Genomic DNA, 12,686 nt, shown 5'->3' with positions numbered 1-12,686 from the left:
TTTGCCCTTCCCTGAGGGAACCTTGTGATCTTCAGGGGGTTGAGTTTCCCGAACGCGGGATCGGCTCCGGATAGGTTGCGGTTCCTTTCGTCAGTCGGCGCGCGTCAGCGCAACGCCTGCACGACGCGACGCACAACCAGGGGTGGGGTTCCATGGCCGGTCACCGGCAGTCGAAGAAGCGCAGATACATCACGTGGGCGGCGGCCGGAGCGGCCGTCGTCGCGGGCGGCGGTATCGCGGCACAGACCTCCATGGCCGCCACCACCTGGCCCGCCCAGAAGACCTACACCGGCCGCGCCTTCGACACCTGCACCGCGCCCTCGCTGTCCGCGATGAAGGCCTGGAAGGGCGGCCTCTACGGCGCCGCCGCCGTCTACGTCGGCGGCAAGAACCGCGGCTGCGGTCAGCCCAACCTCACCGCTTCCTGGGTCAAGTCCGTCAGCTCGGTCGGCTGGAAGCTCATCCCGATCTACGTCGGCGCGCAGCCGCCCTGCCAGAGCGGTTCCAACCCGGAGAAGCTCACCGCCTCGACCGCCTCCTCGCTGGGCGCGACCGACGGCGCGGACGCGGTGGCCAAGGCCTCCGCGCTCGGCATGAAGGCCGGCAGCGCGATCTACCTCGACATGGAGGCGTACGACATCACGAACAAGTCGTGCAACGACGCCGTGCTGACGTATGTGCGCTCCTTCACGAAGACGCTGCGCGCCAAGACGTACCGTGCTGGCTTCTACGGCTTCACCAGCTCCAGCGCCAAGGCGATCGCCACCGCGACCGACAAGACGGACCTGCCGGGCAACCTCTGGTACGCGCTGTACGACAAGCAGAACACCACGACGACGGACTGGCCGTGGGGCTCCACCCAGTTCACCGGCCACAGCCGCGGACACCAGTACATCGTCAACAGCAAGGAATCGCGCGGCGGTTACACGATCACCGTGGACCGCGACGCGTGGGACGCGCCGGTCGCCATCACGGGCTGACGCACCCCTCCCGAGGGTGCGGCGGTGCCTGAAGCCCCGGTGAATCGTTGGTCGAATGGGTTGGCCAGAGCCTGCCCACTGCCTACCATCGATCACCGCAAGACTTTGTGCATCGCCGCACAATCTCCCCGGGAGGTCCCCTTGCACCGCCGCCGTCGCACCGCGCTCCTCCTCACCGCCGCGATCACTGCCGCGGCACCCCTGCTCACCGCCTGCGGAAGCGAGGCGCATCCTGGGGCGGCGGCCGTCGTCGGCGGTCAGCGCATCTCCGTCGCCCAGCTGGAGGGCCGGGTGCAGGAGGTGCGCGAGGCACAGCGGGCCGCGGTGCCGGACGACAGCCAGTACCAGCAGGTCCTCGCCTCCACCAGCAGCCTCACCCGCGACACCCTGCACACCATGGTGCTCGACCGGGTGCTGCACCGGGCCGCGCAGGACCAGGGCATCGGCGTCACCCCCAAGGAGATCCAGCAGATGCGCGCCGGCCTGGAGCAGCAGGCTGGGGGCGCCAAGGCGTTGGAGACGGCCTGGCTGCAGAAGTACGGCATCGCGCCGGGGCGCCTCGACGAGAACCTCCGCCTCCAGCTGGAGGCCCAGAAGCTCGCGCAGACCCTGGGCACCGACACCACCGAGCCGGCGTTCTGGAAGGCGCTGTCCACCGCGTCCAAGGAACTGCACGTCGACCTCAATCCGCGCTACGGCGCCTGGGACGTCCAGAAGAGCAGCCGCGTGGATGCGAAGACGCCGTGGGTGCGCGAGGTCACGGCGAGCGGGACGCAGCAGACGGCGTAACGGACGGACCGGACGTAGTAGACGGCGCGGGGTCGGACCGATCGGACGGACACCCTCCGTCCGTCCTCGCCCGGTGCCTGTGGACAACTCGCGGGGCTGTCCGCGGCGTGCGTTACGTTCGAAGCGTGGACATCACCAGCCTCGAAGGCACCGCTCAGGAACCGAGCCCGGACGCCGCCCCCGGCCGGGTCGTTCTGCTCACCACCAGTCACCGTGTCGCCCCCGGCCTGCTGTCCTGGCCGGCCTGGCAGGCGCTGCGCGGTGCCGACCGTGTGCTGTGTGCCGACGGCGCCCACCCACAGCTGCCGTATCTGCGCGAGGCCGGGATAACCGTCGCCGAGGCGTCCCCCAGCGCGCAGGAGCTGGTCGACGCCTGCGCCGGCGGGCACACGGTCGTGGTCGTGGCGACCGGCGAGGGCGAACCGGCGCTCACCGACGGCCTCGCCCGTCTCGCCGGCTCCGGCCGCGTCCGGATGCCCGAGCTGGAGCTGCTCCCCGCCTCCCACGATCTGCCGGGCGCCCGTCTCCTCGACCTCGTCCAGGTCATGGACCGCATCCGCGCCGAGTGCCCCTGGTCGTCCCGGCAGACCCACGAGGGGCTGGCGAAGTACGGCATCGAGGAGGCGTACGAACTCGTCGAGGCGATCGAGGCCGGCGACCGCGACGAACTGCGGGAGGAGCTGGGGGACGTCCTGCTCCAGGTCGTCTTCCACTCCCGCATCGCCGAGGAGGATCCCGAGGCGCCGTTCTCCGTCGACGACGTGGCCGGCGGCATCGTCGCCAAGCTGATCCACCGCCACCCGCACGTCTTCGGCGACGAGACCGCCGAGACGCCGGAGGACGTCAAGGCGCACTGGCTGCGCACCAAAGCCGAGGAGAAGCGGCGCGCCTCGGTGACCGACGGCGTCCCCCTCGGCCAGCCGGGCCTGGCCCTCGGCGCGAAGCTCGTCTCCCGTGCGCGTACGGCCGGACTGGACGTGCCGCTCCCGCACGGCGAGGGCATCGGGTACGAGCTGCTGGCACTGGCCGCCCGCGCCGAGGCGGAGGGCGTGGATCCGGAGGCGGCGCTGCGCGCGGCGGCACGGGCGTACCGGGACGCACTGCGAGCGGCGGAAGGGGTGGACGCGTAGAGCGGGGACGGGTGGACGCGTAGAGCGGGGACGGCGCGGTACGCGGAGCAGGGTGGACGCGTAGAGCGGGGACGGCGCGGTACGCGGAGCAGGGTGGACGCGTAGAGCGGGGACGGCGCGGTACGCGCAGGAGGGTGGACGCGTAGAGCGGGGACGGCGCCGTACGCGCAGGAGGGTGGACGCGTAGAGCGGGGACGGCGCGGTACGCGGAGCAGGGTGGACGTGTAGAGCGGGGACGGCGCGGTACACGCAGGAGGGTGGACGTGTAGAGCGGGGACGGCGCGATACGCGCAGGAGGGTGGACGCGTAGAGCGGGGACGGCGCCGTACGCGCAGGGGCGGTGGGCGCGTAGTACGGGACGGTACGGGCTGCGGGACGGCAGCGGGACCGCTCCGGATACCGTCGACGGGTGAGCAACCAGCCCCACCCCCCGAGCCCCCACCAGGAACCCACGGCGGACGTCACCCAGGACCCCGCCCCGGACCTCTTCACCTGGGAGTTCGCCGGCAACCCCTACCCCGCCTACGCCTGGCTGCGTGAGCACGCGCCCGTGCGGCGGACGAAGTTGCCCAGCGGGGTCGAGGCGTGGCTGGTCACGCGGTACGGCGATGCCAAACAGGCCCTCGCCGACCCCCGGCTGTCCAAGAACCCGGCGCATCACGACGAGCCCGAGCACGCCAAGGGCAAGACGGGCATCCCGGGTGAGCGCAAGGCCGAGCTGATGACCCATCTGCTCAACATCGACCCGCCGGACCACACCAGGCTGCGCAGGCTGGTCAGCAAGGCCTTCACGCCCCGCCGGGTCGCCGAGTTCGCCGGGCGCGTGCAGGAGCTCACCGACCATCTCATCGACCAGTTCGCCGAAAGGGGATCCGCCGACCTCATCCACGAGTTCGCCTTCCCGCTCCCCATCTACGCCATCTGCGACCTGCTCGGCGTACCGCGCGAGGACCAGGACGACTTCCGGGAGTGGGCAGGGATGATGATCCGGCACGGGGGAGGCCCGCGCGGCGGGGTCGCGCGGTCCGTGAAGAAGATGCGCGGCTACCTCGCCGACCTCATCCACAGGAAGAGGGAGGCGCTGGCCGTCGAGCCCGTCCCCGGTGAGGACCTCATCTCCGGGCTCATCCGCGCTTCCGACCACGGCGAGCACCTCACCGAGAACGAGGCCGCCGCCATGGCCTTCATCCTCCTGTTCGCCGGGTTCGAGACAACGGTCAACCTCATCGGCAACGGCACGTACGCGCTCCTGACCCACCCGGAGCAGCGCGAGCGTCTCCAGCGGTCCCTCACCGACGGCGAACGCGGGCTGCTGGAGACCGGCATCGAGGAACTCCTGCGCTACGACGGCCCGGTGGAGCTGGCCACCTGGCGGTTCGCCACCGAGCCGCTGCGCATCGGCGATCAGGACATCGCGGCCGGCGACCCCGTCCTCGTCGTCCTCGCGGCGGCCGACCGGGACCCGGAGCGGTTCGCCGACCCGGACGTGCTCGATCTCGGCCGACGTGACAATCAGCACCTCGGGTACGGACACGGCATCCACTACTGCCTCGGTGCGCCGCTGGCCCGTCTCGAGGGCCAGACCGCGCTGGCGACCCTCCTCACCAGGCTGCCTGACCTGCAACTCGCGGTGGATTCGGATGATTTGCGCTGGCGTGGCGGACTCATCATGCGTGGACTGCGAACTTTGCCCGTCCGGTTCACGCCCGTCCGGTAATCGGCGGCGGTGACCGGAGCCGAACTCGCCTCGGCCGCACGGGCGGTGCGCAAGGTGACACTCGCTCACGCATCGTGATCTTCACGTGATCCACGCGGCATTAACTTGTGACAAGTGATCGTCACTCGATACCTTCACTCGTCAGCGTGGCGCTTCATCTCATCCGCCACGCCGGTCAACGCTGTCGCTCGAAAGGCAACCGCATGCTCTCCGGGAACGGTCGTCACCGTCGCCCCCGTCAGGCTCCGGCTCTCCTCGTCGCGGCCGGAGTGACCGGCTCCGCCATCGCCATCCCGCTCCTCGGCGCCACCGGCGCGAACGCCGCCGACGGCACCACCTGGGACAAGGTCGCCGAGTGTGAGAGCGGTGGCTCGTGGAGCGCCGACGACGGCAACGGGTACTACGGCGGCCTGCAGATCACCCAGGCCTTCTGGGAGAAGTACGGCGGCCTCGACTATGCCTCCAGCCCCGACCAGGCCAGCCGTTCGCAGCAGATAGCCGTCGCCGAGAAGATCCTCGCCCACCGCGGCACTGCGCCCTGGGCCACCTGCGCGCTGCTGTCCGGGCTGAGCGCGAAGTCGGGTTCGCTCCACGTCGACACCGGCGTCTCGGGGGATGACTCGTCCGATTCCGGCGACTCCTCCAATTCCTCCGGTTTGTGGAATTCTTCCTCTTCATCAAACTCCTCCCGTTCGTCGGATTCATCTGGCTCCTCGCACGGCTCTTCCGACGCCTCGGCGACCCCGTCGCCGTCCGCCTCCGTGTCGAACGGGAGCGAGGGTGGGAAGGGTGGCTCCACTGATCCCGCAGACCCCTCCATTTCCCCCAAGTCCGACAAGTCGGCGTCTCCCGGCTCGGGTGACTCGCGGGAGAGCGACGGCTCGCCCACACTCCTTCCCGAAGCCGACGACTCGGACAACTCGGTACAGAGCAGTGGCACTTGGAGCCTGGTCGACACCGGGGCCATCGGCGGTGGCCGCCATCGGGGTGACACTGCGGAGGAAAATGGGACAAAGGCTCAGGAAGTCTCGTCCTCCGGCCGGCATGCCTACACCGTCCGTACCGGCGACTCCCTCGCCTCCATCGCCGACTCCCTTGATGTGGAAGGCGGATGGCGCGCGCTCTACGCCGACAACAGGGCGGCCGTCGGTGCCGATCCGGACCACATCGCCGCCGGTCAGAGCCTGGAAGTCGGTGCCGAAACGGGCGAAAAGTAGCGGGAGTTGACGTCCCGCTTCGCGCTTAATGTCTGTTTTGGCGAAAGTGTGGGATGAGTCTCAGAAGCCCTGATCGTCTTTGAAATTCACCGGATCGCGTGTCTACGGTCATATCCACTCGTCACCACGAGCCCCGGCTGCCGCAACGCCGAATCCTGCCAGCGGCCGTACGGGAACAGTCGTCGCGTCAAGCGCCGTAGGCAGGAGCGGGGGACCCAAGGTAAGCGCCGCGCCGGGCAGTTGACCGGAGCGGCTCGGGGTGAAGCCACGCCTCCCACGGGAGGTGTGGCCGGGCAACTCAACCGGCCCGAACCCGACAGCTCACCTCGCAGGCGTCGGTGAGGGGATCGATCCATGCTGTTTTCCGGCAAGGGCAAACACCGCCGTCCGTCCAAGGGCACTCGTGCCATCGCGCTCGCCGGCGTGGCCGGCGCCGCCGTCGCCGTCCCGCTGATGGCCGCCGGCAACGCCTCCGCCGCCACCGCCTCCGAGTGGGACGCGGTCGCCCAGTGCGAGGCGGGCGGCAACTGGTCCATCAACACCGGCAACGGCTACTACGGCGGTCTGCAGTTCTCCGCCTCCACCTGGGCCGCGTACGGCGGCACCCAGTACGCCGCCACGGCCGACAAGGCCTCCAAGGCGCAGCAGATCCAGACCGCCGAGAAGGTCCTCGCCGCGCAGGGCAAGGGTGCCTGGCCGGTCTGCGGCACGGGCCTGTCCAGCACGCCGTACAACGGTGGCAGCACCTCGAGCGCGCCCAAGACCACGACCACGACCACGACCCGCGCCACCGAGCAGCAGGCCGCCTCCCGCTCCGCCGACCGCCCGGCCGCGAGCAAGACGGTCACCACCCCGACTGGCAAGAAGGTCAAGAAGGGCGACGGCGAGTACAAGGTCGTCAAGGGCGACACCCTCAGCTCCATCGCCGAGAAGCACAAGGTCAAGGGCGGCTGGAAGAAGCTGTTCGACCTGAACAAGGACATCGTCAAGGACGCGAACCTCATCTACCCGGGCCAGCAGCTGCACCTGAAGTGACAGCCGCCCGGCAGTCGAACCACAGCGCTCTCACATCCGTGTCCCCCACAGTGACGGGTACGTGAGGGTCACCCCCGTCCCCACGGGCTCCCCGCCCCGGCGCGTTCTCCCCCGTACGCGCCGGGGCGGGGTTTTCTTTGCCCAGTCGCGGCCCCGGCCTCCGGCCCCGTGCCGTCCCGGCCACCGCCCGCCACCTCTGCTCCACCTGCACTCCACCCGTTTTCGCCCCGCCCTTTGTTCCGTCCGGAAACAATGGGTACCGTCAGACCTTGTCCACAGGCCGGTCGGTCGGCTGGTCTGTGGCCCCGGTGCGGCTAGGCTCTAGTCGCAAGCTCAGCAAGGGCTCACCAAGGCCCCCGTGCCCCGCACAACCAGCGTCACATCCCAAGAAGGAGATGCTCGTGCCGTCCATCGACGTCGTCGTAGCCCGGGAAATCCTGGACTCCCGAGGCAACCCCACGGTCGAGGTCGAGGTCGGCCTCGACGACGGCAGCACGGGTCGTGCCGCCGTTCCCTCCGGCGCCTCCACGGGTGCCTTCGAGGCCATCGAGCTCCGCGACGGTGACCCGAACCGCTACCAGGGCAAGGGCGTAGAGAAGGCCGTCCTCGCCGTGATCGAGCAGATCGGCCCGGAGCTGGTCGGCTACGACGCCACCGAGCAGCGCCTGATCGACCAGGCCATGTTCGACCTGGACGCCACCGACAACAAGGGCTCCCTCGGCGCCAACGCCATTCTCGGCGTCTCCCTCGCCGTCGCCCACGCCGCCTCCGAGGCGAGCGACCTCCCGCTCTTCCGCTACCTGGGCGGCCCGAACGCGCACCTGCTGCCGGTGCCGATGATGAACATCCTGAACGGCGGCTCGCACGCCGATTCCAACGTGGACATCCAGGAGTTCATGATCGCCCCGATCGGCGCGGAGTCCTTCTCCGAGGCGCTGCGCTGGGGTGCCGAGGTCTACCACACCCTGAAGAAGGTCCTGAAGTCCAAGGGCCTGGCCACGGGTCTCGGTGACGAGGGCGGCTTCGCCCCGAACCTGGAGTCCAACCGCGCCGCCCTCGACCTCATCCTCGAGGCCATCAAGGAAGCCGGTTACGCCCCCGGCGAGCAGATCGCCCTGGCGCTCGACGTCGCCGCCTCCGAGTTCTACAAGGACGGCAAGTACCTCTTCGAGGGCAAGGAGCGCTCCGCCGCCGAGATGACCGAGTACTACGAGGACCTCGTCGCCTCGTACCCGCTCGTCTCCATCGAGGACCCGTTGTTCGAGGACGACTGGGCCGGCTGGAAGGTCCTCACCGACCGGCTCGGCGACAAGGTCCAGATCGTCGGCGACGACCTCTTCGTCACCAACCCGGAGCGCCTGGCCCGCGGCATCGAGGAGGGCACCGCCAACGCCCTGCTCGTCAAGGTCAACCAGATCGGCTCGCTGACCGAGACCCTGGACGCCGTCGAGATGGCCCAGCGCAACGGCTTCAAGTGCATGATGTCGCACCGCTCCGGCGAGACCGAGGACGTCACCATCGCCGACCTGGCCGTCGCCACCAACTGCGGCCAGATCAAGACCGGCGCCCCGGCCCGCTCCGAGCGCGTCGCCAAGTACAACCAGCTGCTGCGCATCGAGGAGATCCTGGACGACGCGGCCGTGTACGCGGGCCGCAGCGCCTTCCCGCGCTTCAAGGGCTGACCCGACCCGGGCCAAGCCCGAGCCAGTCATACGTACGTCCCCGTACCCGGTCCCGTACCGTGTCCGGGGACGTACGTGCGTGTGAAACGGGAGGCGGGATCATGGCCGCGAAGGACCGGGACCGGTTCTCCACCGCGACCAGGCTGCGGCTGCTCGGCGAGCAGACGGCGGCCCGGGTCTACCGCTCCCAGACCCGCCGTCAGGCCCGCCGCTCCCGGCTCACCGGCCGGGCCGCCCTGCTCGCGCTCGTCGTGTGCACCATGGTGGTGGCGCTGGCCTACCCGATGCGGCAGTACGTCTCGCAGCGCGCCGAGATCTCCGACCTTGAGCGGCAGCAGAAGCAGGCCGGCGAGCGGGTCGAGCAGCTGCGCGACCTCAAGGCACGCTGGCAGGACGACGCGTACGCCGAGCAGCAGATCCGGCAGCGGCTGCACTATGTGATGCCAGGGGAGACCGGGTACATCGTGATCGACCCGGGCGCCGCCAAGCAGGCGCGCGTCGAACGGGGAGCCACTCACCGGCCCTGGTACGCCAACGTCTGGGACGGGGTCGACAAGTCCGACGCCTCCGACCAGTGAACCGACCGATGGAAAGACAGGCATGCAAACGCCCCCGCCGCCCACCCCGCGCACCGAGCCCACCGACGCGGACGTAGAGGCCTTCAAGCAGCAGCTCGGGCGTCCCCCGCGCGGTCTCAGGGCGATCGCGCACCGGTGCCCGTGCGGGCAGCCGGACGTCGTGGAGACGGCACCGCGCCTGCCCGACGGCACGCCCTTCCCGACGCTGTACTACCTGACGTGCCCCAAGGCCGCCTCGGCGATCGGCACGCTGGAGGCGAACGGCGTGATGAAGGAGATGACGGAGCGGCTCGCGACGGACCCGGAACTGGCCGACGCCTACCGGGCCGCGCACGAGGACTACATCCGCCGCCGGGACGAGATCGAGGAGCTGACGGGCTTCCCGAGCGCGGGCGGCATGCCGGACCGGGTGAAGTGCCTGCACGTCCTGGTCGCCCACTCGCTGGCGGCCGGGCCGGGCGTGAACCCGCTGGGGGACGAGGCGATCGCCATGCTGCCGGAGTGGTGGAGCAAGGGGCCGTGCGTGACGCCCGCGGGGCCGCCGTCCGGCGACGAGTGGCAGGCCGAGACGACGGACTCCGGCTGGTTCGCCGTCAAGCCCGTCGACGCCGAGGGACCCACCGATTCCGGGGAGGACGCCAAGTGACCCGTGTCGCCGCCATCGACTGCGGTACGAACTCGATCCGACTGCTCGTCGCCGACGCGGACCCGGACACGGGCGAACTCGTCGACCTGGACCGGCGCATGACGATCGTGCGGCTCGGGCAGGGCGTCGACCGGACCGGGCGGCTCGCCCCCGAGGCGCTGGAGCGGACCTTCGCCGCGTGCCGTGAGTACGCGGCGGTCATCAAGGAGCAGGGGGCCGAGCGGCTCCGCTTCGTGGCCACGTCCGCCTCGCGGGACGCGGAGAACAGGGACGAGTTCGTGCAGGGCGTCCTCGACATCCTGGGCGTCGAGCCCGAAGTCATCTCCGGGGACCAGGAGGCCGAGTTCTCCTTCACCGGCGCCACCCGGGAGCTGACGGGCCGTGAGGACCTCACCAAGCCCTATCTGGTGGTGGACATCGGCGGCGGCTCGACCGAGTTCGTCGTCGGCGCCGAGCACGTGGGCGCGGCGCGCTCCGTCGACGTCGGCTGCGTACGGATGACGGAGCGGCACCTGCTGCGCGAAGGGGGCGTGAGCGATCCGCCCGCCCCGGAGCAGATCGCTGCCATGAGGGCCGACATCGAGGCCGCCCTGGACCTCGCCGAACAGACCGTGCCGCTGCGCAAGGCGCACACGCTGGTGGGTCTTGCCGGTTCCGTGACGACCGTGTCCGCGATCGCGCAGGATCTGCCCGAGTACGACTCGGCCCACATCCACCACTCCCGGATCTCCCACGACCGCGTCCGCGAGATCACCGAATGGCTGCTGCGCTCCACCCACGCCGAGCGAGCGGCGATTCCGTCGATGCACCCGGGCCGCGTGGACGTCATCGGCGCCGGTGCCCTCGTACTGCTGGCGATCATGGAACGAATCGGCGCGCAGGAGGTCGTCGTGAGCGAACACGACATCCTCGACGGCATCGCCTGGTCAGTGGCCTGAGCACCGCCCCTGAGAAGGACGGCGGGGTCTCATGAGGAGACGACGTGAGCCCCCGTCTGCCGCCCTTTCGCGCGGTGCGTGGCCCATGCCAGAGCTGCGGAGGTGAGGGCGGCCCGGTGAGGCATGGGGCGCGTGCGCTCCCAGTGCTCCCATGCCGCGTGGACCGTGCGCGCGAACATCGTCACGGTGGCGGGATCGGCGGCGCTGTATGCCGGGGCCGGGCAGGCAATTGCCCGGTCCAGTAGCAGCAGATCACCGGTACCGGTCACCAGCATGTTGTGCGGGGACATGTCCGTGTGCGCGAGTTCTCGGCCCTGCGGTCCGGACGGTACGTCGTCGGGCAGGAACTCGGCCCATCGGGTGTGAAGCGGTTTCTTGCGCAGGGTCTCGAGCCATGGCGTCTCGGAGACGACGGTGAGCGTGCACAGCACGCGGGGCGCTCTCGGGGCGTTCCGCGTGGCCGCGTTCGAATCGGGCTCCCGCCAGGACGAGGGTGACGAAGTGGAATGCGTTCACCGCCGCATCGTTGCTGGGCGGACTCGATGAGCTTGAACGCCGTGGCCAGGGCAGCGGTGCGGGAGCCTGCACCTCGGGTGGCCTCGGTCCGCGGGTGGGCGGTATACCGTGCGCCGCTCCGTCGTGTCCGTAGCGACACGCTGCTGGACGGGGTGAGCAGGCGTCAGGAGATCACCCCAAGGGACTAATAGTATGTCAACCTGCTTATATTCCCGGGGGTTTGATGGCTCATCAATCGCCCGGGAAGCGCGGGTGAGCGTGATAAATACCCCGATCGGCGCCCTGAAGCCAGCCTTCCGATATGCCCGATATGACAGGTATGGGGGTCGTTAGTAAGTTCCATCATGTACCGGCTGTCGAGCCGGCATCTCTGAGACAGGAGAAGCAACATGAAGACCCCCCGTTCCATGATTGTCACCGCCGCTGTCGCAGCGGCCGCGGGCCTGGCTGCGACCGGCATCACCTACGCCTCGGCCGCCTCCGCACCGGTGCCCCAGCAGGCCCCGGCCGCGGCCGAGGCCCCGGCCGCGGCCGCCGCGGCACCCTTCGGCGGCAACTCCGGACAGGGAAACAACAACGAGAGCAAGGGCAACGAGGGCTACGGCAACGAGGGCAACCAGGGCTACAAGGGCAACAAGGGCAACAACAACGAAAAGAACTTCAAGCGCGAGTACCACGAGGAGGGCCGGATCCACGTCAACGAGCGGTCGTACTCCTCCCGCGCGGGCGACTGCATCACCGTGCTCAGCGGCCTGGGTGCCAAGACCCTGAACATCCGCAACGACAGCCGCCGGACGGTCGAGGTCTTCCGCGGGGCCGTGTGCGACAACGGCGCTCCCGTCGCCGTGGTCGGCCCCCACAGCCAGAGCGACGGCGTGTTCGTCCGCCACACCGAAGGCATCCACGTCAAGGACGGTGTGGTGGGCAGCTTCCGAGTGATCAAGCACTACAGCGACGACAGGGACGACCGGGACGACCGCGGCGACGGCGACTACTAGTCCCGAACCGGCCACTAGTCCCGAACCGGCCACATAACCAGGAACCCCGGCCCGCCGGAATCGGGCCGGGGTTCCAGACCCCACCATTGTCCGACAACCCACACGCCGTGCACACCCTGCCGGCGCCGGACAGAAGACACCGCGGGCCCGTCCGGAAGGCCGCCTCCCTGTTCCACCGGCCGGGCCCGCGCACGACTCCCGCCGCAACACCACCCGTTGACACATCTCCCCGCACACATGCCCACCGGCCGCTTCCCGACATCCAGGCACCCCCAATCGGGTGAGGACGGCGCCGCCGCCGTGCCCGGGGAATCGGCACCGACGGCCGCCGCCCGGAGCGGCCCGCGAGACGGCCAAGGAGATCCCTACCCACGACACCGCGGGGTGACTGACATGCACGTGCGCCTGGTGGAGGACATCAGCAAAGACAACTACATCCTGGACATCCTCGACATCACAC

Annotated in this window: 13 protein-coding genes and 1 riboswitch; of the genes, 12 read left to right on the top strand and 1 reads right to left on the bottom strand. The window is 69.8% G+C overall.

The features are described 5' to 3' along the window. Positions 1-152: 152 nt before the first annotated feature. The 10 genes from ACFYXB_RS27230 (at position 153) to ACFYXB_RS27185 (ending at position 10,712) form a co-directional block, all read left to right on the top strand. The gene (locus ACFYXB_RS27230) at positions 153-980 is read left to right on the top strand and encodes a glycoside hydrolase domain-containing protein (protein WP_389586771.1); all 828 of its coding nucleotides are present in this window, start codon (positions 153-155) and stop codon (positions 978-980) included. 141 nt (positions 981-1,121) lie between these two features. Then, a complete protein-coding gene (locus tag ACFYXB_RS27225; RefSeq protein WP_389586769.1) occupies positions 1,122-1,769 on the top strand; it encodes a SurA N-terminal domain-containing protein in 648 nt (215 codons plus the stop codon). A gap of 125 nt (positions 1,770-1,894) precedes the next feature. Further along, on the top strand, positions 1,895-2,899 hold the full coding sequence (locus tag ACFYXB_RS27220) for a nucleoside triphosphate pyrophosphohydrolase (RefSeq protein WP_389586767.1): 1,005 nt from the start codon (positions 1,895-1,897) through the stop codon (positions 2,897-2,899). A gap of 409 nt (positions 2,900-3,308) precedes the next feature. Beyond that, entirely contained in the window at positions 3,309-4,616 is a 1,308-nt protein-coding gene (locus ACFYXB_RS27215; RefSeq protein WP_389586766.1) for a cytochrome P450, read from the top strand. A gap of 203 nt (positions 4,617-4,819) precedes the next feature. Further along, on the top strand, positions 4,820-5,833 hold the full coding sequence (locus tag ACFYXB_RS27210; protein WP_389586764.1) for a transglycosylase family protein: 1,014 nt from the start codon (positions 4,820-4,822) through the stop codon (positions 5,831-5,833). Between the two features lie 182 nt (positions 5,834-6,015). Beyond that, a riboswitch (cyclic di-AMP (ydaO/yuaA leader) is annotated at positions 6,016-6,183 on the top strand. A 4-nt stretch (positions 6,184-6,187) separates the two neighbouring features. Further along, on the top strand, positions 6,188-6,868 hold the full coding sequence (locus tag ACFYXB_RS27205) for a transglycosylase family protein (RefSeq protein WP_389586762.1): 681 nt from the start codon (positions 6,188-6,190) through the stop codon (positions 6,866-6,868). A 395-nt stretch (positions 6,869-7,263) separates the two neighbouring features. Then, a complete protein-coding gene (gene eno / locus ACFYXB_RS27200; protein ID WP_351344534.1) occupies positions 7,264-8,550 on the top strand; it encodes a phosphopyruvate hydratase in 1,287 nt (428 codons plus the stop codon). A gap of 101 nt (positions 8,551-8,651) precedes the next feature. Then, complete coding sequence (locus ACFYXB_RS27195) at positions 8,652-9,128, top strand: septum formation initiator family protein (protein WP_389586760.1); 477 nt, start codon at positions 8,652-8,654, stop codon at positions 9,126-9,128. Positions 9,129-9,150: 22 nt separating this feature from the next. After that, complete coding sequence (locus tag ACFYXB_RS27190; protein ID WP_351344528.1) at positions 9,151-9,774, top strand: DUF501 domain-containing protein; 624 nt, start codon at positions 9,151-9,153, stop codon at positions 9,772-9,774. Continuing rightward, on the top strand, positions 9,771-10,712 hold the full coding sequence (locus ACFYXB_RS27185) for an exopolyphosphatase (protein WP_389586758.1): 942 nt from the start codon (positions 9,771-9,773) through the stop codon (positions 10,710-10,712). The genes ACFYXB_RS27190 and ACFYXB_RS27185 overlap by 4 nt, the downstream gene beginning before the upstream one ends. A 29-nt stretch (positions 10,713-10,741) precedes the next feature. On the opposite strand, the gene ACFYXB_RS27180 is transcribed toward ACFYXB_RS27185, so the two are convergent. Continuing rightward, complete coding sequence (locus ACFYXB_RS27180; protein ID WP_389586757.1) at positions 10,742-11,143, bottom strand: hypothetical protein; 402 nt, start codon at positions 11,141-11,143, stop codon at positions 10,742-10,744. A gap of 474 nt (positions 11,144-11,617) precedes the next feature. Here ACFYXB_RS27180 and ACFYXB_RS27175 point away from each other — a divergent pair, with 474 nt between their 5' ends. Together ACFYXB_RS27175 and ACFYXB_RS27170 are read left to right on the top strand one after the other, a co-directional pair. Continuing rightward, positions 11,618-12,226: a hypothetical protein gene (locus ACFYXB_RS27175; RefSeq protein ID WP_389586755.1), complete on the top strand. Its 609-nt coding sequence runs from the start codon at positions 11,618-11,620 to the stop codon at positions 12,224-12,226. 237 nt (positions 12,227-12,463) lie between these two features. Beyond that, on the top strand, positions 12,464-12,686 hold a 223-nt coding region (locus tag ACFYXB_RS27170; protein ID WP_389586753.1), incomplete at its 3' end, for a hypothetical protein.

Origin of the sequence: Streptomyces sp. NPDC002619, from assembly GCF_042889305.1 — a bacterium.
Taxonomy (GTDB): Bacteria; Actinomycetota; Actinomycetes; order Streptomycetales; family Streptomycetaceae; genus Streptomyces.
The sequence above is the reverse complement of the archived record's forward strand: the minus strand, read 5'-3'. Positions and strand labels throughout refer to the sequence as shown.